The following is a 23278-nucleotide window of genomic DNA, read 5'->3' as shown; positions in this document are numbered from 1 at the left end:
GCTCCCTTGCCCCTTGAGACAGGGACGGCCCCTGTCCCTTCGTACGAGGACTTCGTGTCGGTCGTACGAAGGGACGGGGGCCGTCTGTCGTAGGGGGCCGGTCGCACGGGCGTACGCAACTGTCGGCTGTCCGCGTCGGCTGCCCGTGCCGGCTGCGTGCACCTGCTGCGGGTGCCGACTGCGGGCACCTGCTGCGGGGCGTCGGCTGCCCGTGCCGGGGGTCTCAGCCGGCCAGCAGCTTCTTGACCGCCGCTGCCACGCGACCGCCCTCCGCCTGACCCGCGACCTTCGGGTTCACGATCTTCATGACGGCGCCCATGGCCCGCGGGCCCTCGGCGCCGGCCGCCTTGGCCTCCTCGACGGCCTGGGCGACGATCTGGTCCAGCTCGTCGTCGCTGAGCTGCTTCGGCAGGTACGCGGCGAGGACCTCGCCCTCCGCCTTCTCCCGCTCGGCCTGCTCGGGACGACCACCCTGCGCGAAGGCATCGGCCGCCTCACGGCGCTTCTTCGCCTCGCGGGTGATCACCTTCTGCACCTCGTCGTCGGAGAGCTCGCGCTTCTCCTTGCCCGCGACCTCCTCCTTGGTGATCGCGGCGAGCGTCAGCCGGAGCGTCGAGGAGCGGAGCTCGTCGCGCCCCTTGATCGCGGCGTTGAGGTCTTCCTGCAGCTTCGACTTGAGCGTGGTCATGGCGTTGATTGTCGCAGGTGTGGGGTGCGGAACGCCCGTTGATTTCAAGGGACCTGCGCGCAGACGTCGTACCGGTAGCGGTCGAGGACGGCCCGTCCGGTGACACTCCCCCGGTCTGACACGATGGGTGGTATGCACGCGCGATACGGAGTACCCCTGGGCATCACGGCGGTTGGCGCCGCCGGTCTGCTGTATTCGGCGGGTTTCGAGGCCCGTTCCTTCCGCCTGCGACGGGTGACGATCCCCGTCCTGCCGGCCGGCATGCGTCCGCTGCGCGTGCTCCAGGTCTCCGACATCCACATGGTGCGCGGCCAGCGCAAGAAGCAGCGCTGGCTGCACTCGCTGGCCGGCCTGCGCCCCGACTTCGTGATCAACACCGGCGACAACCTCTCCGACCCGGAAGGCGTGCCGGAGGTCCTCGACGCGCTGGGCCCGTTGATGGAGTTCCCGGGCGCGTACGTCTTCGGCTCGAACGACTACTACGGCCCCACGCCGCGCAACCCCGCCCGCTACCTGGTCGAGAAGCTGCAGGGCCGCCACGGCCTGAACGGCAACCCGCCCGTCGTCGGCGCGATCCACAACCCGTGGGAGGGCCTGCGCGACGGCTTCGACGCCGCGGGCTGGCTCAACCTGACGAACACGCGGGGGACGCTGAAGGTCGAGGGCGTGTCGGTGGAACTCACCGGCCTGGACGACCCGCACATCAAGAGGGACCGCTACGAGCAGGTGGCCGGCGGCCCGTCCGGCACCGCCGACTTCGCGATGGGCGTGGTCCACGCGCCGTACCTGCGCGCCCTGGACGCCTACACGGCCGACGACTACCCCCTGATCCTCGCCGGCCACACCCACGGTGGCCAGGTCTGCATCCCCTTCTACGGCGCCCTGGTCACCAACTGCGACCTGGACACGGACCGCGTGAAGGGCCTGTCCACGCACACCGCGGAGGACCGTACGGCGTACCTGCACGTGTCGGCGGGCTGCGGCACGAACCGCTACACCCCGTTCCGCTTCGCCTGCCCGCCGGAGGCGACGTTGCTGACGTTGGTGGGACGGGAGTAGTTGAGGGGGCGGGGGTAGTTGGCGGGGCGGGAGTGGTTGATGGGGCCGGAGTGGCTGGTGGGGCCGGAGTGGCTGGTGGGGCCGGAGTGGCTGGTGGGGCCGGAGTGGCTGGTGGGGCGAGGGTAGGTAGTTGGCGGGGATCCCGCGGCCAGGGGATCAGGCGGGACCGGGGATGGGGCCGGCATAGGGGCGGCTCGGCGTAACCCGCTCAGCCCACCCGCATCGCCCCTTTTGTCCGCCCTGCTTAGCGTGAGGGCATGACCGCCCCGATACCCAGGGACATCCCGGACCTTCCCGCGATACCGGGCATCCCCGCGCTGCTGCCCTCCCACGTCCCCGCCACGGCGGTGATGGCCCCCGTACGCCGCCCCTGGGCCGCCGTGTACCGCCCGCTGATCGCCCTGGCCGCGGGCGCGGCGGTGACCATGGAACTGGCCCTCGGCAGCCCGCTGCGCACCCTGAGCCACTTCGCGATCCAGGCCAACATCCTGCTGGCCCTGGTCTTCACCCTCGCGGCCCGCCGCGCCTGGACCGCACGTCGCCCCCTCCCGTCGGCACTGACGGGCGCGACGCTGCTCTACGCCATGGTCACGGGCCTGGTCTACCACCTGCTGCTGGCGAACGAGTCGAGCCCCTTCGCGCTGCCCGGCGTGCTGACGGGCGAGGCCACCGACCCGACAGGCTGGCACACGCTCACCACCCAGGTCCTGCACACGGCGACGCCCGTCGCGGCCCTGCTGGACTGGCTGCTCCTGACGGCCCCCGGCCAACTGCACCTGCGCCAGGCGGCAACCTGGCTGCTCTACCCCCTCACCTACCTGGCGTTCACGCTCACCCGAGGCGAGCTCCTCGTCCCCGGCACGCCGGCCCGCTTCCTCTACCCGTTCCTCGACGTGGGCCGGCACGGCTACCGGAGCGTGCTGGGCAACGCCCTCCTCATCGGCCTCGCCATCTACGCCCTGGCCATCCTCCTCGTGGCCCTCGACCACGCCCGCCCCAACCCCCTCCGCCGCCGTGCGCATCACCGCGCGAAAAGCGGATTTCGTCTCCAGCCACCAGTGGGCTAAAGTAAACGTCGTCGCCGCGACAAGCAGTGACATCGGGGTGTAGCGCAGCTTGGCAGCGCGCTTCGTTCGGGACGAAGAGGTCGTGGGTTCAAATCCCGCCACCCCGACAGTGAAGTACCAGGTCAGGGGCCTGATCCGCATAGCGGGTCGGGCCCCTGACTCGTTCCCGTTTGGCGGAACGCAACAGCTTCTCTGAAGCCACCAAGCGCCGATGCCGTTGGACAGAGCTCCAACACCAGCACGTCAAAAGAACCGGGCGGGCCATGTCTGACGACCAAGGCGCCTCACGTATTCACCCCGGTATCGAGGCACTGATCTGCGCCGAGGGGGACGGGCTTGGGGGCAGCTCCTCAATGCGGCCGAGGCTTTCCTCCAAGTCCGGCACAGCGCCTCTTTTGCCGATCGCCACTGCCAGTCGGGGAAGCAGTCTGGAATGGGTGACGATGCTCAGAGGTCGTCTCAGTAGGAGTCTCCCTGTTCTCGTACGACCGCACCCGGCCCGGGACGGTATCCCAGGCACCCCATGTACCTGCACGTCAGAGGGGCTGGGATGGTTCCACCGTGTTCGATCGGGCGTTGGCTGTTGCGCCCGGCCGCTGTGACCGTTGATGCTCTTGGTGCCGCACCGACCAGGCTCGGGCCGACCAGCCGGCCTCGCCGCGGCATCCACGTCCACGCATTCATCCACGGGGGAACACCCATGTCCATGCGCATCCGAACGAGCGCTCTAACCGCTCTCACCGTCGCCGCCCTCGCGGCGGGCACGGTCCTCATGGCACCGGCCGCCGGCGCCGCGCCGAAGGCCGCCGCGCCCAAGTTCCTGTCGGCGTCCCAGCTGCCGCCGCACCCGACGTCGTCCTGGACCGCCGGGCCGGTCACCGAGGGGTTCCCGGAGGAACTCGGCATGTGCGTGAGCACGGAGGGCGTGCTCGACTACGACTACCGGCACCGGGAGTTCCGGACCGACCTGGACACCAGCGCCGTGCAGTTGACCGTCGTGACGGGCACAGCCGCCCAGGCCAAGGCCCTGGCGAAGCACTACGACGACCTGATCCGCACCTGCGCCGACCGCATCGAGAAGTCCTCGCCCGACGTCGAGGCCGAGGGCCGGGACTACGGCAAGCTGCCGGTCGAGGAGGGCGCCCGCGTCCGCGGCCTGCACACCGAGACGTCCTGGGGCGCCACCGACATCGCCCTGCTGTCAGTCGGGCGGGACGGCAGGACCGTCACCGTCGTGCAGTGGGGACAGATGGGCGACTTCCAGAACGCGCCCGTGGCCGCCTTCAAGAAGACCACGAGCACGGCCGTCGACAAGCTGTACTGACCGGGCGGCCACCGGAAAAGGCCGGGCCGTCCTCCCGCCACGGGGGTCGGAAAACGGCGGCCCGACGTCCCCAGCGAGAGCAGCACGGCGGCCGGACGAGGGGGCAGCGGCACGGTGACACACCACCTCCTCGGGGTGGCCGGGGCGGCTTACGGCTGAGAGGTCGTTTTCTCCCGTTGTTTCATCCTGTGATGCGTAGTTTTGCTGGGTCGGATCTGCTTGCGGTAGATCTCCTCGGTCACGGCTGTGCCGGGATGGATCATGCTCCTCCGGGGGGCCTCGCCGGTACGACGAAAGGGACCGCGCTCAGGGGCTTCGCCCGGGGCGCGGTCCCACCTCGTTGTTCAGGTGTCATGGCCGCAGGTCAGCACAGTAGGGTCGCGCGTTCGGCGATGAGGAGCAGGCCGGGATGTCGGCAATCAGGTCGGCGACCTCCACACCGAGCCGCCGTCGCCCAGGGAGGAGAGGGGTTCGGCCCCGTTCGCGGAGCGAGCCCGTAGACGGCCGAGGACGCCGGGCGGGCCGTGTGGATAACCGGTTGCCTGGTGGCGATGGTGCTGGATGCAATGTCCGGCATGGTCACCCAGGTGCGCCCGCCACGGCGAGATGAGACGGACCCGTACTCGCGGGCCTTGCCACTCTGCGATCCGGGCGAACCGCAACCGGAGCATCCGACGGGGGAACCCCACGTATGAATACGCCATCCTCGCCACCTGGAGCGCAGCGGACCGACGAGTCATCCGTCCGGATCGGCGTTCTCGTTCCGCTGACTCGGCCTGGCTGGGTCGAGGCAGGCCGGCACTTGCTCGCTGGACTCGAGCTGGCTGTTCGCGAAGTCAATGACGCCGGCGGGATCGTCGGAAGACCACTCGAGCTGGTGGTCCGAGACACCGCGGCTGATCCACGGAGGGCCACGGCGGCCGTGGACGAATTGGCTCGCCTGGGCGTGGCTGCCTTGGCGGGGGAGTATCACAGCGTCGTCGCTCGCGCCGCTGCCTCCAGGGCCGACGCCCTCGGCCTGCCGTTCCTCTGCTCGTCAGCGGTTCTCGACGCACTCACCGAACAGCCAACACAATGGGTCGCGCGTCTCTCCCCGCCGCAGTCGCGCGGCTGGCAGGTCTACGCGGACTTCCTCCTCGGCGCGGGCCACAGTCGAATCGCCGTAGCAACCCTCCCGAGCGTCTATTGGGCGTCAGGGGCCCGCATCCTTCGGGAGCACCTCGCTCCACGCGGCGGCACCGTCACCGAACTCGACGTGAGCGCGCTCGCCCCCGCGGCCGTGTGCGACGCGCTCGTCGACAGTGGCGCGACAGCCCTCCTTCTTCTGGTCGGCCACCCGGATCCGGCGGTGCCGATCGTCAGGTCCGTCCGCGGCGACCGGCGCCTCGCCGAGATCCTTGTCGGTGCTCCGGCCGGGCAACCGGAGTTCGCCGAATGGGCGACGTTGCTGGGCGACGACAGCGCCGCGATCCCGTTCCTGCGCTACCTCCCCGAGCGCCTCACCCCGCTCGGCGCGCGAGTCGAGGCGGCCCTGCGCGAGCAGCTGGCCGAGGCGCCGTCCTTCGTCGCCTTCGAGGGCTACGACACGGTCGCCGTCCTGGCCGATGTGCTGCGTTCTCACGGCGCGGACCGGGCGCGCACTGCCGAATCCTGGCCCCGTGTCGCGGTCGAAGGCACCCGCGGACAGATCCAGTTCTCCCGAACGCCGGGCATCAGCGTTTGGCAATGGGCTTGGGCGCCCGTCCAAGTCGTTGATCGGGATCCGGCGGAACCCGATCGCTTCCGGATCCTTCACGCCGGCTGAGAGAGCACTGGTCCTGCACGTCCGGCGGACCGTGATCGACGCCCTGTGAGCGGCTCCCGGCATCGGCACGGGACCGGTCCTGGGCGGGTGTCACGGATACCACGTTGTCCGGCACCGGTCCCTCCCCTCGTGGGGACCGGTGCCGGACAACGGGGGTGGTGTCGATCCGGGGCCTGCCGTGTCGGTGGGCGGCGGGTCAGTGCGGATCGAGCAGGACGAGGGCGGCGCGCGGCGTTCGTAGGTCCTGTGGGAGGAGATCCGACGGAAGCGGCTCCTGCCGAAAGTGACCGAGAACGTGCGGCGCCATGAGTGGTCTCTCCGAGCTCTGGGCTGGTGGCCTGCCTGAGCGACGCGCGAAGATGCGCATTTGCGTCGTGATCCTGCCAGTCGAGGGTGCCGGAGAGGAGCGTCCGGTCTCCGGACACCGCCTTTACCGCAGGTCAGCCGTATAAAGTGAGTTTTCCGGTCCGGATGTCCAGGCGCGGCGGAGGTAAGGCAGTGGAGCCCTTGAGTTCCCATGCATGGGCGCGCACAGCCTTCGCGGAACGACTCGCGCTGCTCTACAAGGAGGCCGGGAATCCTCCGCTGAAGAGCGTGGCCGAGGCGGTCGTCCGACTTCAGCGGGTCGATGAGCGCGGGCGGCCCGTACGGGTGTCCGCCCAGCGGATCAGTGACTGGCGCCGCGCCAAGAACGTGCCTGCCCAGTTCGCCGCCCTGCAAGCCGTTCTGCATGTCCTGATCCCTCAGGCTCGGCGCGCCCGGCCGGTCCCCGTGTCCGCCGGGCTGTACGACCTGGGCCAGTGGCAGCGGCTGTGGGAGCGTGCGACCGCCGGGGAAGAGGAGGAGCAGACTCCGGTCGAGGCTCCCGCGGTTTCCGGCGCGGTGTGTCCGTATCGGGGGCTGGCCTCGTACCGGCAGCAGGACGCCGGGTGGTTCTTCGGCCGGGAGCGGAGTACGGATTCCCTGGTGGCCCAGCTGCGCGCGGCGGGGAAGACGGGCGGTCTCGTGATGCTCGTCGGTGCCTCGGGCGCCGGTAAGTCCTCCCTGCTGAACGCCGGCCTGGTGCCTGCCCTGCAGAACGGTGCGCTGAGCGGTGAGAGTGGCCGGTCGAGCACGGTGGCGCAGCTCGTGCCGGGCGCCGATCCGCTCGCCGAGCTGACCCGCCGTATTCCGGAACTCGCGGACGTTGTCTCTTCCCACGAGGGGGTCGAAGGAGGAGCAGAAGGCGAAGCAGGAGAAGAAGGAAGCGTCGGGCTGGCGGAGGTGGAGGGGGCCGGCGGCCGAGCGGCCCGCACGGACTTCGCGCAGGCCACGCGGGACGCCGTCCTCGCCTGGGCCCGGCGCGTAGGCTCCGCCGCCGTCCCCGGCCCTTCCGGCGCCCCCACCCCTGCCGTCCTCATCGTCGACCAGTTCGAGGAGACCTTCACCCTCTGCCCCGACGCAGCGGACCGCCGTACCTTCATCCAGCTCCTGCACGCCGCCTGCACGCCCGTGGAACCCGGCGGCCCGGCCCCCGTGCTCGTCGTCCTCGGTATACGCGCCGACTTCTACGAGCAGTGCCTGGGACACCCGGAGCTGGCCGACGCGCTGCAGCACCGGCACATGGTGCTCGGGCCGCTCACCACCGCGGAGTTGCGGGAGGCGGTGACCGGGCCGGCCAAGGCCGTGGGGCTGGAGTTGGAGCCGGGGCTGGCGGAGCTGATCGTGCGGGAGGTGAGTGCGGACGGGCCGCGGGGGACGCATCACGCGGGGGTGTTGCCGTTGCTGTCGCACGCGCTGCTCGCGACCTGGCAGCGGCGGAAGGCGGGGCGGCTGACGCTGGCCGGGTATCGCGCGGCCGGGGGGATTCAGGGGGCCGTCGCGGCTACCGCCGAGCGTGCCTGGTCCGGGCTCGATCCGGCGGCGCGTACGGCCGCCCGGCTGCTCCTGCTCAGGCTGGTACGGCTGAGCGAGGACACACAGGCCACCCGGCGGCGCGGGACGCGGCGGCAGCTGGCGGCGGAGTCGACGGATCCGGGCAAGACGGAGGAGTCGCTCGAGGCACTCGTGCGGGCCCGGTTGGTGACGCTGGACGCGGAGACCGTGGAGATCACGCACGAGGCGCTGCTCCATGCCTGGCCGCGGCTGCGCGACTGGATCGACGAGGACCGGCAGGGCAACCTGCTGCGCCAGCGGCTGGAGGAGGACGGCCGGGCCTGGGAGGAGTCGGGGCGTGACTCGTCGCTGCTCTACCGGGGCTCCCGGCTGGGGCAGGCCCGCAGCTGGGCGCGGTCGGCCGGGGACACCTTCCTGACCCGGAGCGCGGTGGAGTTCCTGGCCGCCGCGGTCCGGCTGCGCAGGCGCACGGTCTGGATCATGCGCAGCGCGGTCGCGGCGCTGGTCGCGCTGGCGATGCTGGCCGTCGGTGCCGCGGTGGTCGCCTGGCAGCAGCGGGACGACGCCGTGTTCGCGCAGGTGCTCGCCGAGGCCGACCGCTTCCAGTACTCGGACCCGTCGCTGTCCGCCCAGCTCGACCTGGTCGCACACCGGCTGCGCCCGGACGACGAGGACACCAACAGCCGGCTGATCTCGATCGTGAACGCCCCGCTGGCCACGCCCCTGCGCGGCCACACCGGCGCCGTCTACCTCACCAGCTTCAGCCCGAACGGACGGCTCCTGGCCACCGCCAGCTACGACCGGACCGTACGCCTGTGGGACGTCGCGGACCCGGCGCGGCCGGGGCCCCTGGGCAAGCCGCTGACCGGGCACAAGAGCTGGGTGAGCAGCGCGGTCTTCAGCCCGGACGGCCACACCCTCGCGAGCGCCTCGGACGACGGCACGGTCCGGCTGTGGGACGTACGGGACCCGAGCCGGCCGCGTCCCCTCGCCGCGCCCCTGACCGGACACGACGGCACGATCTACCTGGTCGCCTTCAGCCCGGACGGCCGTACGCTGGCCTCCGTCAGCGAGGACCGCACGGTGCGGTTGTGGGACGTGGCCGACCCCGAGCGGCCCAAGGCGCTGGCCACGCTGAAGGGTGCCGAAGCCGCCGTGCGGTCGGTGGCGTTCAGCCCCAACGGCAGGACGCTGGCGGCCGGGGGTGACGACGAGACCATCCGGCTGTGGGACGTGGCCGACCGGGGTCGGCCGAAGGAACTCTCCGAGCTGACCGGACACACCGCCCTGGTGCACTCCGTCGCCTTCAGCCCGGACGGCCGCACCCTCGCCAGCGGCAGCTCGGACGACACGATCCGGCTGTGGGACGTCTCCGATCCCCGCCACGGCACCCAGCTCGGCGCCCCGCTCACCGGGCACACCGGCCCCATCTGGTCGGTGGCCTTCAACCCCGCCGGCACCATGCTCGCCGCCGCCAGCGCCGACAGTACGGCGAGCCTGTGGAACGTCAGGGATCCGGCGTACGCCTCGCAGGTCGGCGAGCCCCTCGCGGGCGCCAGCGGGGAGATGTACGCGCTCGGGTTCGGCCCCGACGGCCGTACGCTCGCCACGGGCAGCGGCGACGGCAAGGTCCGGCTGTGGTCGATCCCGACGTCGGACATGATCGGCGGCAACGGGGCGTTCCGCCCGGACGGCAAGGTGCTCGCCACGGCCGCGCGCGACGGAAAGATCCGGCTGTGGGACGTACGGGACCCCGCCCGGCCGGTGGCGCTGAGCAAGCCGTTCCTGCCCGGGGACACCGGCCAGCGCTCCCAGGTGTTCTCCCCCGACGGCCACACGCTCGCGGTGACGACGGGCGAGCAGAGCGTGCGCCTGTGGAACGTCAGCGACCCGGCGCATCCGGTCTCCTACGACTCCCCCATCCTGCTGCGCACCCGGTTCATGGGCCCCGACGCGCTGGCGTACAGCCCGGACGGGCGCACGCTGGCCACCGCCTGGGACGACCGCACCATCCGGCTGTGGAACGTCAGCGACCCCGCCCATGTCGTGCCGCTCGGCCCGCCCATCACCGGGCACACCGGCTACATCAACTCCCTCACCTTCAGCCCGGACGGCCGCACCCTGGCCAGCGGCAGCGCGGACGCCACCATCCGGCTGTGGAAGGTGACCGACCCCCGCCGTCCCACCCTGCTCGGCGCCCCGCTCACCGGTCACACCGGGCCCGTCAACGCGCTCGCCTACAGTCCGGACAGCCATACGCTGGCCAGCGGCGGGGACGACGACACCGTGCGGCTCTGGGACGTCACCGACCCGCACGAGGCGACCTCGCACGGCGCCCCGCTCACCGGCCACACCGAAGCGGTCGTCTCCCTGACGTTCAGTGAGGGCGGGCGCTACCTGGCCAGCGGCGGCAACGACAACACGGTGCGGCTGTGGAACGTCACCAACCCGGCCGCCGCCTCCGCCATCGGCCAGGCGATGAGCCCCAACGCCAGGACGGGAAACTTCCTGTCGTTCAGCCCGAAGAGCCACATGCTCGGCGTCTCCAGCGGCACCGACACCATCCGGCTGTGGAACCTGGACGTCGACCAGGCGATCCGCCGCGTCTGTTCGAGCACGCAGGGCGTGCTGACGCGGGAGAAATGGCATGAGTACCTGCCTCGGCTGTCGTACGAGCCGCCGTGCACGGGGGAGCAGCGAGCACGCGGTGAGTCCTCGGCACCCCCTCGGTGAGCCCTCGGCAATCCGTGCACCCCGTGGCTCCATGCGCTCAGTGACGGGCCGGAGACGCAAGTGGCATGAGAGGGGTTCGGCGGACAGCGGTTTCCGTGATCCCAATCACAACCCGGCGCCGCAGCCGATCGGGCGGCTCCCGCGAGGCAGACAGCCTTGTTACTGTGGGGCTCAGCCCGATCGCTGGTGCATCCCCCGTCGCCAGCGATCGGGCCTTTCTCATGTGCGCGGCTCACGCACGGCTCATGTGCGCGGCGCCGACTGCCGCCCGCACGGCATGCCTGGCCCGCCCGGCCCGGCGAGGCCTCTTGAGGAGTCGTACGCTGATCGTGTGCCAAAGGCGTACGAAGTGATCGCGGACGACCTGCGACACCCCCGCACGCCGATGCTCCGCGACAACCACCGGCACCAGTGGGAGAAGGACCGGGCCCGCCGCCCGCTCGCCACGCGGGCCGCGACCGGGGCCACAGAGCACGAGACCGGCCTTCAGGTGCGGGACCTCGTCTTCCATGCGCGCTACCGGGAGGTCGCCGCACCCCCCGAACTGGCGGACTCGTTCGGCGTGCCGGAGGGGACCGCGCTCCTGGAGCGCACCTACCGGACGCGGTGCTCGGCCGAGAGCGCCCCGTTCAGCCTCGTGACCTCCTACCTCGTCCGCGCCATGATCGCCGCGAACCCCGATCTGCTGGACGACTCCAACGAGCCCTGGCCGGGCGGCACACAGAACCAGCTCCACACGGTCGGCGTCGAGGTGAGCCGGGTCGAGGAGCGGGTCACCGCGCGGCCGCCGACGCCTCGGCAGGCGTCGGAGCTGGACCTGCCGCCGGGGGTGCCGGTGATCCTGCTGCGCAAGACGTCGTACGACATCACCGACCGCGTCGTGGAGATCTCCGAGGTCACGCTGCCCGGCGACCGCGCGGAGCTGGTCTTCACCACTTCCCTGGAAAGGTGGTGAGTGCCGCAGTGGGTCGGCGCGTCATCATCGTCACTGCTGTCCACGGCCCTTCGGCGGCGTTCCTGCCGGATGCCCACAAGTCGCTGCGCGAACAGGAGTTGCCGGCGGGGTGGGAGTGGCACTGGGTGATCCAGGAGGACGGGAAGACGGACGAGGTCCGCCCGCACGTCCCCGATGACGCGCGCGTGACCTTCCGTCAGGGCCGGCCCGGGGGGCCCGGCGTGGCGCGCACCATCGCGCTCGCGCATGCCGAGGGCGAGTACGTGAAGATCCTGGACGCCGACGACCAGCTCACCCCGGGTGTCCTCGCCCGTGACCTGGCGGTCCTCGAAGCCGACCGCACCCTCGGCTGGACGACCTCCCGGGTGCTGGACCTCCTGCCGGACGGCACGACGGCCGGATTCCCCGGCGACCCCGACGAGGGGCCCGTCGAGCGAGGCGCCGTGCTCGACTTCTGGAAGGCGAACGACTTCCGCGCCCCGGTCCACCCCGCGACCCTCTGCGTACGCCGGGACCTCCTGCTCGCCCTCGGCGGCTGGATGGCGCTCCCCGCGTCCGAGGACACGGGCCTGCTGCTCGCGCTCAACTCCGTGAGCCGGGGCTGGTTCTCGGCGGAGGTGGGGCTCCTCTACCGCAAGTGGGAGGGCCAGGCGACCGGTCAGTCGGCCCACCTGGACCCGGCGGAGCGGGCGGCGCGCATGGCGGTGGCGGAGGCCAGGGCGCGGGCGCTGGGCTCCTTCGGCTGGCGGTATCCGTCGGATCGCTGACCGCCTCTACTCCATGACCGCCGCTACGCCATGACCGCCGCTACCCGCTGTCCACCGCTAGCTGGTGAGGGAGATGGCCTGGGACGGGCACCTCTCGGCGGCCTCCCGCACCTGCGGGTCGTCGCCGCTGTCCTCCCGTCCCGGTCGCACCACGCCGTACTCGTCCACGAAGTCGAAGACGGCCGGAGCCCTGTGCACGCACTCGGCGGAGCCGTAGCAGAGGGTGGGGTCGATTCTGACCTTCATCCGCACTCCCGTCGTGGACCCTGGTCGGGTTGACACGACTGGACTGCCCATCTGCCGGGCCCTCCCAATCACTGATCGAAGGACAGGCCGAGCATCCGGATGGCGTTGCCCCGCAGCAGCTTGTAGGCCACCTCGTCGGAGAGCCCGCCCACATGTTCCGCGGCCACCCGCTTCGTCTCCGGCCAGGTCGAGTCGACGTGCGGGTAGTCCGTCTCGAAGGTCGCGTTGTCGACGCCGACCGTCTCGATCGCCTCGATGCCGTGCTTGTCGCGGAAGAAGCAGCAGAAGATCTGGCGGTAGTAGTACGTCGACGGCGGCTCCGGGATCAGGTCCTTCACGCCGCCCCAGGCCCGGTGCTCCTCCCACACGTCGTCCGCGCGCTCCAGGGCGTACGGGATCCAGCCCATCTGGCCCTCGCTGTACGCGAGTTTCAGCCGGGGGAACTTCACCAGGACCCCGGAGAAGAGGAAGTCCATCATCGACGCCATGGCGTTGTTGAAGGACAGGGACGCCTGGACCGCGGGTGGGGCGTCCGGGGAGGCGGCCGGCATCTGGGAGCTGCTGCCGATGTGCATGTTGACGACCGTGCCGGTCTCCTCGCAGGCCGCGAAGAACGGGTCCCAGTAGCCGGAGTGGATGGAGGGCAGCCCCAGATACGTCGGGATCTCGCTGAACGTCACCGCGCGCACCCCGCGTGCCGCGTTCCGGTGGATCTCCGCGACCGCGAGGTCGATGTCCCACAGCGGGATGAGGCAGAGCGGGATCAGCCGGCCGCCGCTGTCGCCGCACCACTCCTCGACCATCCAGTCGTTGTAGGCGCGCACGCAGGCCAGCCCGACCTCCTTGTCCTTGGCCTCGGCGAAGGTCTGACCGCAGAAGCGGGGGAAGGTGGGGAAGCAGAGCGAGGCCTCGACATGGTTGATGTCCATGTCCTCCAGCCGTGCCTTGGGGTCCCAGCAGCCGCGCCGCATCTGCTCGCGGGTGATGCCGTCGAGCGTCATCTCGTCCCGGGAGAAGCCGACGGCCGCGATGATGCGCTTGTACGGGAAGAGGTCGCCCTCGTACTCCCACCAGTCGGTGATCTGGCCGTCCGGGTCGGTGGTGAACCGGTACTTCCCGCCGATGTACTCGAGCTCGCCGATACCGGCGGTGAGGGGCTTCGGGCCCCGGTCCCGGTACTTGGCCGGGAGCCAGGTCTCGAAGAGGTGCGCGGGCTCGATCACATGATCGTCCACGCTGATGACCTTGGGCAGATCCTTGGTGCTGCTGTCGGTGGTACTGCGGTTGGCGGTCGCCACGTCTGGCCCCCTCGTGCCTGCCGGCGGACCGCCGGAATCTGAATCTGACGGTCCATCAGATTTGTGGTTCACAGTAGGGGGACTCCCCGGCGACGGCAAGGGGCCATCCGGTCAGCGGTGCAGCGGGGGGGGAGGTTCGCGAAGGTCCGACGCAGGGGGCTGCCGCACCTCGTGCGCGCCGCCACGATCTCCAAGTGATCGAACTCGCAGAAATGATCCGGGAGTTGCGCCGGCGGGAAGGTGCGGTTCTGGGTCGCCGAGGCGGGCGGTGACGCACGGGCGGAGTCGTCACAGCGGCCCCTTGCCCCCCAGGGGGTCAGGGGTACGCGGGGTGCCGGGGGCGGGGTGCCCGGGACGGGGTGTCGAGGGCGGGGTATCGAGGGCGGGCTACGTCAGTTGTTCCAGCTCTCGTCGTACGGGTCCGTCGGCTCCGCCACCGGTTTCGCCTCCGTGACCTCGATGAACGGGATCGGGCCGCCGTTGACCGGGTCCTTGGCGCGGCGCGGGGTGTAGGTGCCGGTGATCTGGAGCCAGGTGTCCGGCTGAAGGACCGGGGGGATCCGGCCGGTGAGGGCGACCTTGACCGGCTGGGCGTCGGCGGCGCAGCAGTTGAGGGCCATACGGACGAGGTAGGGGGTGCCGTCGCGGTCCAGGGCCAGGAAGCCGGTGAGCTGGACGCGGCGGTCGTGGAGGGTGCGGCCGTGGTCGTAGACGGCGCGGCCCGCGTAGTCGACCACGCTGAGGGGCAGCGGGTCTGCGGTGGGGAGGGACGGATAGGCGAGGGGTTCCTGGAGAGCCGTACCGGCGCGGGTCGCGCTGTAGGAGCCGAGGGCGGGCGGGGCCACCAGGATCAGGGCGAAGAGGGGGAGGACGAGGAGCCAGGCGACTCGGGGTTCGCGGTGGGCGTGGGCCTCCGTGTGGAGGTCCTGATCGGCATCGTGTCGCGCGTCCGGATCGGCCTCGCGCTGCTTCTGCGCCCGTGTCCGCGTCCGCTTCCGCTCGTACCAGACCGTCGCCAGCGCCGCCGCGATCAGCACCGCGCCGGACGCCAGCACCAGCGGGCGCAGGCCCTGTTTGACGTAGCGCAGATAGAGGTCGGTCGTGGCGGCGTGCAGGAGGGACGCCCCCAGCAGGAACAGGACCGCGGCCTGGGCCTGGCGGTTCACAGGATCACCGCCCCCGTGAGCACCGACACGACCACGGCCAGCGCGAACGTGGCCGGTGCGAAGCGCAGGGCGAAGGCGCGGCCGAAGGTGCCCGCCTGCATGGCGAACAGCTTCAGGTCGATCATCGGGCCCACGACGAGGAAGGTGAGGCGGGCCGTGAGCGAGAACTGCGACAGCGACGCCGCCACGAACGCGTCCGCCTCCGAGCAGATCGACAGCACCACGGCGAGGACCGCGAGGGCGAGGACCGCCAGCACCGGGTTGCCGGCCGCCGTGCGCAGCCAGCTCTCCGGGGCCACCGCCTTGAGGGTCGCCGCCGCCATCGCGCCGACCACCAGGAAGCCGCCCGCGTGCATCACGTCGTGCCGGACGGAGCCCCAGAAGGCCTCGCCCTTGCTCTGGCCGTCGTAGGACAGGTGGGAGGGCGGTCGCAGCCAGTCGGTACGGCCGAGGCGCAGCCACAGCCAGCCCATCGCGCAGGCCACGAGCAGGCTGGCGATCAGGCGGGCGAGGACCATCTCCGGATGGCCGGGGAAGGCCACGGCCGTCGCCGTCAGCACGATCGGGTTGATCGCCGGTGCGGACAGCAGGAACGTCAGCGCCGCGGCCGGGGTGACTCCGCGCCGGACCAGCGCTCCGGCCACCGGCACGGACGCGCACTCGCAGCCGGGCAGCACCGCGCCCGCCGCTCCGGCGACCGGGACGGCGAGGGCGGGACGGCGGGGCAGGGCGCGGGCGAAGAAGGACGGCGGCACGAACACCGCGATCCCCGCCGAGAGCAGCACCCCCAGCACCAGGAACGGCAGCGCCTGGACCATCACCGCGACGAACACCGTCGTCCAGCTCTGCATCACGGGTGCGGCGAGGGCGCGGCGGATCGGGCTCTGGAGCAGCACCAGCACGAGCATGAGCATGGTGAGGAGGAGGGCGGAGTTGAGGTGCCGGCCCTCATCCGCCGGGCTCGGCTCGCCGGCCCGCTCCGGTTTCCAGGCCCCTTCCGGGTCCCTGCGGTCGTCGGTCCGCTGCGGGACGGGCTTGGTGATCGCCACGGGCGAGGTACCTCCGGTGGTGCGGAAGGGCGCTGGTTTCCCTCCCCATTCATACGGCCGGCCGGGCGCGGGCGTTCAGCTTCCGAGGGGGCGCCGGTGGAACCACCCGTCCCGGTGAGGCACTCTTTCCCCTTGTGGCGAGCGTTCCGAATCAGGGCTCAGGGAGTGACACGGCCGCACACATGGTGGTGTGCGGCGACGACGGGCTCGCGCACCGGCTGGCCGCCGAGTTGCGCGGGGTGTACGGCGAACAGGTCACGCTCGTCGTGCCGCCCTCCGAGCGCACGGTACGGCCACCGGTCGTGGGCCGGGCCCGGGCCGCGTCGGCGGCGCTGCTCGACCGGGTGGTGACCGCGGCCGTGAACCGGGCGGGCGGCGGGGTCGGCGGCGCCGGCGAACCCACCGGGAACGTACGGGTGGTGGAGGCCGCCGAGGCCACCGAGGAGGCGTTCGCCGACGCGGGCGTGGAACGGGCCGCCGCGCTCGCCCTCGTCTATGAGGACGACGAGACCAACATCCGCGCCGCCCTCACCGCCCGCCGCCTCAACCCCCGCCTCCGACTCGTCCTGCGCCTCTACAACCGCCGGTTGGGCCAGCACATCGAGGAACTCCTCGACCAGGCGGCCACGTTGGCGACGGGTGCCGACGACGCCGGTCTGGACGCCTCCACGACCGTCCTGTCCGACGCCGATACGGCCGCCCCCGCGCTGGCCGCCTCCGCCGTCGCCGGCACCACCAAGGTCGTGCAGACGGACGGCCTGCTGCTGCGCGCGGTGGAACGCCCTCCGCTGCGGCCCGGTCAGGCGCCTCCTTCCGGGCTGGTCACGCTGGCCCTGCTGTCCACGACCGTCAACGGCCCGTCCGGAACAGGCGGTTCGGACGGTTCGGACGGCGGTGGCGAGCAGGGCCCGCTGCTGCTGCCGGACGCGGCTGCGGTGCAGGGGGCCAGAGGGCGTGGCACGGTCCTCCTGGAGCAGGTGTCGTACGCCGGCCCGTCGATGCCGTCGAACCGCGGAGGGCGGGGCGTCGTACCGTCGTTCGCCTCGCTGTTCTCGCGGCGGTTGCGGTGGTCGCTGGCCGGACTGGTGGGGTGTGTGGCGGCGCTGGCCGTGGCGCTGATGGTGGTGACCGGGGAACACCCCCTGTACGCCACCTACATGACCCTCCTCGACCTCTTCGCCATCAACGAACCCGCGCTCCACCAGAGCCTGGCCCGTCAGATCCTCCAGCTCCTGTCCGGGCTGATGGGTCTGCTGCTGCTTCCGGTACTGCTGGCGGCGGTGCTGGAGGCACTGGGCACGTTCCGTACCGCGTCCGCCCTGCGCAAACCGCCGCGTGGGCTGGGCGGCCATGTGGTTCTGCTCGGACTGGGCAAGATCGGCACCCGGGTGCTGACGCGGCTGCGGGAACTGCACATCCCCGTGGTGTGCGTCGAGGCCGACCCCGACGCGCGCGGGCTGGCGACGGCGCGCCGGCTGCGGGTGCCGGTGGTGCTCGGGGACGTCACTCAGGAAGGCGTCCTGGAGGCGGCCAAGATCCACCGTGCGCACGCGCTGCTGGCCGTGACCAGCGCGGACACGACCAACCTCGAAGCCGCCCTGTACGCGCGCTCCGTCCGCCCCGACCTCCGCGTGGTCCTGCGCCTGTACGACGACGACTTCGCCACCGCCGTCTACCGCACCCTGCGTGCCGCGCACCCCTACGCGTCCACCCGCAGCCGGAGCGTGACGCATCTGGCCGCGCCCGCGTTCGCCGGGGCGATGATGGGCCGTCAGATCCTGGGGGCCATTCCCGTCGAGCGGCGGGTGCTGCTGTTCGCGGCGATGGACGTGGCCGGTCATCCGCAACTGGAGGACAAGACCGTCGGCCAGGCCTTCCAGGCGGGTGCCTGGCGGGTGCTGGCGCTGGACCGGACCGGGCGGGACGAACGCCGCGACGATCGCCGGGAGGAACCGGCGGTGGAGGAGGCGTACGAGGACGGCCGGGCGGGCGGTGCGCCGGGGTGGGTGTGGGACCTGTCCGACGACTACGTCCTCCACAAGGAGGACCGGGTGGTACTGGCCGCCACGCGGCGGGGGTTGGCGGAGCTGCTGGGGCGGCGGTCGCGGGAGCGGGCGGGAGCGTAGGCCGGGGGCTCGCGGCCCCCGGCCACGCCGAACCGGACTACGGCTGGTGCGGCACCTTCAAGTGGCGCTCCGCGAAGTCCAGTTCCAGCCGCACCTGCTTGATCCGCTCGTCCACCACCAGCGAGCCGTGCCCGGCGTCGTAGCGGTACACCTCGTGGACCGCCTCCCGGGCCTCCAGCCGCTTCACATAGTTGTCGATCTGCCGGATCGGGCAGCGCGGGTCGTTCACGCCTGCCGAGATGTAGACCGGCGCCGTGACCTGGTCGACGTACGTCAGCGGTGACGACGCCTCGAAGCGCTCCGGCACCTCCTCCGGTGTGCCGCCCAGCAGGGTGCGGTCCAGGGCCTTCAGTGACTCCATCTCGTCGTGGTACGCCGTGACGTAGTCGGCGACCGGGACCGCCGCGATGCCCAGGGTCCACGCGTGCGGCTGGGTGCCGATGCCGAGGAGGGTGAGGTAGCCGCCCCACGAACCGCCGGTCAGGATCAGGCGGGCCGGATCGGCGAGGCCGGACGTCACCGCCCACTCCCGCACCGCCGCGATGTCCTCCAGCTCGATCAGCCCCACCCGGTGCTTGAGCGCGTCCGTCCACGCGCGCCCGTAGCCCGTCGAGCCGCGGTAGTTGACCCGCACCACCGCGTACCCATGGTCCACCCAGGCCGCCGGGCCCGCCGCGAACGAGTCGCTGTCGTGCCAGGTCGGACCGCCATGGATGTCGAACACCGTCGGGAGCGGGCCCTCGGCGCCCTCCGGCCGCTGCACCAGGGCGTGGATGCGGCCGCCCGGGCCCTGCACCCACACATCCTCCACCGGAACCGAGCCGGGGGACTTCATGCCGGGCGGGTCCAGCACCACGCGGCCCGTCGTCGAGCGCACCGCCGACGGCTCCGCGGCCGACGACCACAGGTACTCCACACTGCCGTCCGGGCGGGCCGACGCCCCCGACACCGAGCCCGCCGGGGTCGGGATCCGCACCAGCTCGCGCCGGGCCAGGTCGTAGCGGAACAGCTCGCTGCGGGCCTCGAAGCTGTGCGCGATCAGCAGACCGGCGCCGTCGGGATACCACTCGGCGCTCACGTCACCGGGCAGCTCCAGCGCGAGGTCCGTCTCCTCCCCCGTCGCCACGTCCCACACCAGCGGCTCCCAGCGGCCGCGCCTCTGGTGGCCGATGAGCAGGCGCGCGTCGCCCTCCACCGGGGCGAAGCCCAGGACCTCCAGGCCCAGTTCCTGCGCGCCGCCCTTGGTGTCGTCGAGTTCCGCGACCGTCGTGCCGTCGGGGCGCACCACACGCAGCGCCGAGTGCATCGCGTCGCCGTGCTCGGTGTGCTCGATGGCGATCAGCGTGCCGTCGTGCGAGAGGTCGCCGACGCCCGCGGACTCGCGGTGGCGGTAGATCTCCAGCGGGGGCTCGCCGGTGCGGGCCAGGTGGATCGTCGTACCGTCCTCGTCCGTCGAGCGGCCCACGATCGCCGTACGGCCGTCCCGGCCCAGGGCGAGGCCCGCCGGGTACGAGGGGTCCAGGCCCGGCGCCGCGAGCTCGTCCTCGCCGCCGCCGAACCGCTGGCGGCGCCAGACGCCGAATTCGTCGCCGTCCTTGTCGTCGAACCACCAGATCCACGCGCCGTCCGGGGTGAGCACGCCGTCCGTCGTGCCGTTCGGCCGGTCGGTCACCTGGCGCTGCTCGCCCGTCGACCGGTCCCAGGCGTACAGCTCGTACGTCCCTGTGGCGTTCGACACGAACAAGGAGCGGTCCGGGGCGTCCTCCGCCCAGTCGGGCAGCGACACCCGAGGCGCCCTGAAGCGCTTCTCCCAGTCCGGCATGTCCTTGTTCTGGTTGTGGTGATCCCGCGAATCGGACCCGTGGCTCTCAGTCATGGCCCCATAGTGCCTGGCCCGGCCGACAATTGGCTGGCGAGGTCCCCAGCCTGTGGATAACTTCTCGACCATGCACTCCGCCACACCCACAGACTGGAATGATGCCAACCGCGCCCTCTGGGACGAACGTGTCCCCCTGCACGCGGCGGGCTCCTTCTACGACCTCGACGGCTTCCGTGCCGGCGCCGACGCGCTGCGCGACTTCGAACTGGCCGAGGTGGGGGACGTCACGGGCAGGTCGCTGCTGCATCTGCAGTGCCACATGGGCCTCGACACCCTGTCCTGGGCCCGGCACGGCGCCGCCCGCGTGGTCGGCCTCGACTTCTCCGAACCCGCGGTGGACGTGGCCCGCTCGCTCGCCGCCGACCTCGGCCTCGGTCAGGACCGGGCGGCCTTCGTCGCGGCCGACGTGTACGACGCGGTGGAAGCGGTGCCGGACCCCGCGTACGACATCGTCTACACCGGCGGGGGCGCCCTGTGCTGGCTGCCCGACATCCGCCGCTGGGCCGAGACGGCGGCCTCGCTCGTCGCGCCGGGCGGGTTCCTCTACCTCGCCGAGTTCCACCCCTTCACCGACGTCCTCGACGACGAGACGGGCTCCCGGATCGTCCGCGACTACTTCGACCGCGACGCCCAGGTGTACGACATCCCCGGCACGTACGGGTCCGACAGCACCGACACGGTCAACAACCGCAGCGTCGAGTGGCAGCACCCGGTCGGCGAGGTGGTGACCGCGCTCGCGGCGGCCGGACTGCGCATCGAGTTCCTGCGCGAGCACGACGTCTCGCTGTTCCGCCGGTTCGAGACCTTCGAGGCGCAGGGCGGCTACTACGGCTTCCCGGCGGGTCGGCCGCGGATTCCGCTGATGTATTCACTGAAAGCCACCCGGAACTGACGTCTTCGACGAGGGCGGCCGTACATCCACGGTCACGGCCACGCGCCGGGCGGCGCATATCGATGCAGCCGGCCGGAGCCGTACGAGCCGCCCGCGGGCCGGGAGCACCTCGTCGAGCGGTACTGACCCCGCGGCCCGGGGCCGCGCGGGTGCCCCGTACCGTTGAGGGCGTGGACCGGTTTCTGCTGACGCCCCGTTGGTGGGGAATCAACGTCTTCGTGCTGCTCGCCATCCCCTTCTGCGTGTTCATGGGGTCGTGGCAGCTGAGCCGGTTCGAGGCGCGGGTCGCGGACCATCGCAGCGCCGGTGAGCAGGCCGCGGAGAACCAGCAGGAGGCGGCCCGTCCACTCACCGAGCTGCTGCCCGTGGACAAGGCGACGGTGGGCAAGAAGGTCACCGCGAGCGGCCGGTACGGCAAGCAGCTGCTCGTCCCCGACCGGGAGCTGGACGGCAAGCAGGGCTTCTACGTCCTGACGCTGCTGCACACCGACGAGGACAAGGCCCTGCCGGTCGTGCGGGGCTGGCTGCCCGGCGACGCCGACCGCGCCGACGCCCCCGCCGCACCCACCGGCGAGGTCACGGTCACGGGCTCGCTCCAGGCGTCCGAGGTGCCCGGCGAGAACGGCGTGCCCGCCCAGGGCGGCCTGCCGTCCGGCCAGACGGCGGCGATCAGCGCGGCGTCACTGGTGAACCTGGTGCCGTACGACGTCTACGACGCCTGGGTCACCCTCACCAAGGCCGACTCCGGTATGAAGCCCGTGCCGGTGGCCACCGCCAACGACACCGGCCTCGACCTGAAGGCGTTCCAGAACCTCGGCTACACCGGCGAGTGGTTCGTGTTCGCGGGCTTCGTGGTCTTCATGTGGTTCCGCCTGCTCCGCCGCGAGGTGGAGTCCGTACGGGACGCGGAGCTCGGCCTGGTACCGGACGCAGAGACCGACGGAGGCGAGCCGGCCCGGCCCGGGGAACCGAGCGAGGGTCCGACGCAGGAGAAGGCGACCGCCTAGGTCGTTTCCGCAAAGTCCCGTCGTCCGCCCGAAGGGCGGGCCCTGCGGCGTCTGGTGCGTGCTCTCGGCGTGCCGCGCGGAAGCCCTCGTACTGGTTGTACGTGGGCTTTCGCGCGGTGCGGCGAGTGGGGCACCTCCCACGCCATCAAGGCAGTGGGGGAGCGTGCCAGGCGTCGCGGGGCAGGCGGGACTTTGCGGACACGACCTAGAGGGGACGGCGCCGCGGCAGGCGCCCGCCCGCCCGCCGGCGCCGCCCGCGGGCTACGCCCCTGCCAGCACGCCCGTCCAGTACACGATCCCGGCGCATGCGTTGGACACCGTCACCGAGGCCGTGGGCCCTGCCGCCTCCGTCGTGTTGGAGACGGTGACGCTTCCGTCGGCCGTGGTGTCCGCCCTCATCAGCTGGGTGGTGGTGCCGGTGTCGCCGCCGGTGGACGTGCCGTCGGTCGTGCCGGTGTTGTCCTCGGTCGGGGTCGGGGTGGGTGAGGGGTCGTTGCCGCCCGTGCCGCCGCTGCTGGGGTCACTCGTCGTGGGGCAGGTCTCCGAGGGGACCCAGGCGAACTTCACCTGGTAGGAGTCGCCCGGCTTGAGGACGAGCGAGGTGAGCTCCTGGGCGGGGTCGGGCAGGCCGGCGGCCGCGTCGCCGGCGACATGCCGAGCGTCGGTGACCTTGCCGTCCGCCGCTCCTGCCGTGGCCAGGGTCACCGTGCCCGGGCTGCTCACCGTGCAGTCGACGGTGGAGACGTTGCTGAAGGTGAAGGTGCCGTACACCGCGCCGGACGGGTCGGGGAGGGCCGTGGTCCCGCCCGCCGTGCCGAGCTGGTCGGCGGTGCACGCGGCTGTGCCGGCCGGGCTGGTCGCCAAGGGGTCGCTGGGGCTTCCGGAGCCGGTACCCGGACCGGTGCCGGTGCCCTTGTCCTCGCCCTCCTCGCTCCCCTTGCCCTGGTCCTCGGTCTTGCCGGCGGAGCCGCCCGAGGTGCTCTCGCCGCCCTCGGTCTCCTTGCCCTGACCGGATCCGCCCTGGGCCTGCTCGCCGTGGCCGGCGTACTCCGTGTTGACGTCGGAGCCGGTGGAGTTGGAGACGTGCACCAGGGCCGGGACGGCGGTGCCGACGAAGAGGGCCGCGGCCGCCATACCGACGAGGGCCTGCCGCTTGCGCGCCCGCCGCGCGGGCACCGCCCGCCGCAGATGGTCCAGCGTGCCGTCGCGCGGCTCGATCTCCTCGACCGCGTGTTGCAGCATGCGGCGCAGTGCCAGCTCGTCCGAGTCGAGCCCCTCGGGGCCCTGATCGTCGGGGCCGTGGTTCACAGTTCCGTTCCCAGCGTGCGATTGCTTCGGCTGTT

General features: G+C 71.9%; 17 protein-coding genes and 1 tRNA gene. 11 read left to right on the top strand and 7 right to left on the bottom strand.

Translation table 11 applies throughout. From position 1 onward, the window contains the following. Positions 1-223 precede the first annotated feature (223 nt). A complete protein-coding gene (locus tag AB5J49_RS26305; protein ID WP_369171174.1) occupies positions 224-688 on the bottom strand; it encodes a GatB/YqeY domain-containing protein in 465 nt (154 codons plus the stop codon). Positions 689-820: 132 nt separating this feature from the next. On the opposite strand from AB5J49_RS26305, the gene AB5J49_RS26300 reads away from it, so the two are divergent. The 8 genes from AB5J49_RS26300 to AB5J49_RS26265 all read left to right on the top strand — a co-directional run bounded on the left by AB5J49_RS26300 (position 821) and on the right by AB5J49_RS26265 (position 12272). Beyond that, entirely contained in the window at positions 821-1747 is a 927-nt protein-coding gene (locus AB5J49_RS26300) for a metallophosphoesterase (RefSeq protein ID WP_369171173.1), read from the top strand. A 257-nt stretch (positions 1748-2004) separates the two neighbouring features. Further along, positions 2005-2814, top strand: coding sequence for a Pr6Pr family membrane protein (locus AB5J49_RS26295; RefSeq protein ID WP_369171172.1), 810 nt, complete (start codon positions 2005-2007; stop codon positions 2812-2814). 33 nt (positions 2815-2847) lie between these two features. Continuing rightward, positions 2848-2921 (top strand) — tRNA-Pro (locus AB5J49_RS26290). A 593-nt stretch (positions 2922-3514) separates the two neighbouring features. Then, positions 3515-4138 (top strand): hypothetical protein, encoded by a 624-nt coding sequence (locus AB5J49_RS26285; protein ID WP_369171171.1) that lies wholly within the window; start codon positions 3515-3517, stop codon positions 4136-4138. Between the two features lie 691 nt (positions 4139-4829). Next, on the top strand, positions 4830-5942 hold the full coding sequence (locus AB5J49_RS26280) for an ABC transporter substrate-binding protein (RefSeq protein ID WP_369171170.1): 1113 nt from the start codon (positions 4830-4832) through the stop codon (positions 5940-5942). Between the two features lie 498 nt (positions 5943-6440). After that, a complete protein-coding gene (locus tag AB5J49_RS26275; protein ID WP_369171169.1) occupies positions 6441-10550 on the top strand; it encodes an AAA family ATPase in 4110 nt (1369 codons plus the stop codon). A gap of 385 nt (positions 10551-10935) precedes the next feature. Continuing rightward, complete coding sequence (locus AB5J49_RS26270; protein ID WP_369175266.1) at positions 10936-11505, top strand: UTRA domain-containing protein; 570 nt, start codon at positions 10936-10938, stop codon at positions 11503-11505. Then, positions 11502-12272, top strand: coding sequence for a glycosyltransferase family 2 protein (locus tag AB5J49_RS26265; protein ID WP_369171168.1), 771 nt, complete (start codon positions 11502-11504; stop codon positions 12270-12272). Before AB5J49_RS26270 ends, AB5J49_RS26265 begins: the two co-directional genes overlap by 4 nt. Positions 12273-12329: 57 nt before the next feature. Here AB5J49_RS26265 and AB5J49_RS26260 read toward each other — a convergent pair whose 3' ends face one another. The 4 genes from AB5J49_RS26260 to AB5J49_RS26245 form a co-directional block, all read right to left on the bottom strand. Further along, entirely contained in the window at positions 12330-12518 is a 189-nt protein-coding gene (locus tag AB5J49_RS26260) for a ferredoxin (RefSeq protein WP_369171167.1), read from the bottom strand. 68 nt (positions 12519-12586) lie between these two features. Continuing rightward, positions 12587-13816 (bottom strand): amidohydrolase family protein, encoded by a 1230-nt coding sequence (locus AB5J49_RS26255; protein ID WP_369171166.1) that lies wholly within the window; start codon positions 13814-13816, stop codon positions 12587-12589. Between the two features lie 392 nt (positions 13817-14208). Next, complete coding sequence (locus tag AB5J49_RS26250) at positions 14209-14982, bottom strand: TIGR03943 family protein (protein ID WP_369171165.1); 774 nt, start codon at positions 14980-14982, stop codon at positions 14209-14211. Then, entirely contained in the window at positions 14979-16031 is a 1053-nt protein-coding gene (locus AB5J49_RS26245) for a permease (RefSeq protein ID WP_369171164.1), read from the bottom strand. Before AB5J49_RS26245 ends, AB5J49_RS26250 begins: the two co-directional genes overlap by 4 nt. A 182-nt stretch (positions 16032-16213) precedes the next feature. Between AB5J49_RS26245 and AB5J49_RS26240 the strand changes: the two genes are divergently transcribed. Beyond that, positions 16214-18157 (top strand): NAD-binding protein, encoded by a 1944-nt coding sequence (locus AB5J49_RS26240; protein WP_369175265.1) that lies wholly within the window; start codon positions 16214-16216, stop codon positions 18155-18157. A gap of 37 nt (positions 18158-18194) precedes the next feature. Here AB5J49_RS26240 and AB5J49_RS26235 read toward each other — a convergent pair whose 3' ends face one another. Continuing rightward, on the bottom strand, positions 18195-20033 hold the full coding sequence (locus AB5J49_RS26235; protein ID WP_369171163.1) for a prolyl oligopeptidase family serine peptidase: 1839 nt from the start codon (positions 20031-20033) through the stop codon (positions 18195-18197). A gap of 70 nt (positions 20034-20103) precedes the next feature. Between AB5J49_RS26235 and AB5J49_RS26230 the strand changes: the two genes are divergently transcribed. Beyond that, positions 20104-20928, top strand: coding sequence for a class I SAM-dependent methyltransferase (locus AB5J49_RS26230; protein ID WP_369171162.1), 825 nt, complete (start codon positions 20104-20106; stop codon positions 20926-20928). A 170-nt stretch (positions 20929-21098) separates the two neighbouring features. Next, positions 21099-21935: an SURF1 family protein gene (locus AB5J49_RS26225; RefSeq protein ID WP_369171161.1), complete on the top strand. Its 837-nt coding sequence runs from the start codon at positions 21099-21101 to the stop codon at positions 21933-21935. Positions 21936-22196: 261 nt separating this feature from the next. Here AB5J49_RS26225 and AB5J49_RS26220 read toward each other — a convergent pair whose 3' ends face one another. Beyond that, positions 22197-23243, bottom strand: coding sequence for a hypothetical protein (locus tag AB5J49_RS26220; protein WP_369171160.1), 1047 nt, complete (start codon positions 23241-23243; stop codon positions 22197-22199). Positions 23244-23278 lie beyond the last annotated feature (35 nt).

Source organism: Streptomyces sp. R28, from assembly GCF_041052385.1.
GTDB lineage: Bacteria > Actinomycetota > Actinomycetes > Streptomycetales > Streptomycetaceae > Streptomyces.
This window is presented reverse-complemented; position numbering and strand designations above follow the sequence as displayed.

Excerpts from the sequence above, each read along its gene's own strand:
- AB5J49_RS26300 (WP_369171173.1), top strand. The coding sequence starts at position 821 with ATGCACGCGCGATACGGAGTACCCCTGGGCATCACGGCGGTTGGCGCC.
- AB5J49_RS26270 (WP_369175266.1), top strand. The coding sequence starts at position 10,936 with ATGCTCCGCGACAACCACCGGCACCAGTGGGAGAAGGACCGGGCCCGC.
- AB5J49_RS26295 (WP_369171172.1), top strand. The coding sequence starts at position 2,005 with ATGACCGCCCCGATACCCAGGGACATCCCGGACCTTCCCGCGATACCG.
- AB5J49_RS26260 (WP_369171167.1), bottom strand. The coding sequence starts at position 12,518 with ATGAAGGTCAGAATCGACCCCACCCTCTGCTACGGCTCCGCCGAGTGC.
- AB5J49_RS26285 (WP_369171171.1), top strand. The coding sequence starts at position 3,515 with ATGTCCATGCGCATCCGAACGAGCGCTCTAACCGCTCTCACCGTCGCC.
- AB5J49_RS26235 (WP_369171163.1), bottom strand. The coding sequence starts at position 20,033 with ATGACTGAGAGCCACGGGTCCGATTCGCGGGATCACCACAACCAGAAC.
- AB5J49_RS26240 (WP_369175265.1), top strand. The coding sequence starts at position 16,214 with ATGGTGGTGTGCGGCGACGACGGGCTCGCGCACCGGCTGGCCGCCGAG.
- AB5J49_RS26280 (WP_369171170.1), top strand. The coding sequence starts at position 4,830 with ATGAATACGCCATCCTCGCCACCTGGAGCGCAGCGGACCGACGAGTCA.
- AB5J49_RS26305 (WP_369171174.1), bottom strand. The coding sequence starts at position 688 with ATGACCACGCTCAAGTCGAAGCTGCAGGAAGACCTCAACGCCGCGATC.
- AB5J49_RS26230 (WP_369171162.1), top strand. The coding sequence starts at position 20,104 with ATGCACTCCGCCACACCCACAGACTGGAATGATGCCAACCGCGCCCTC.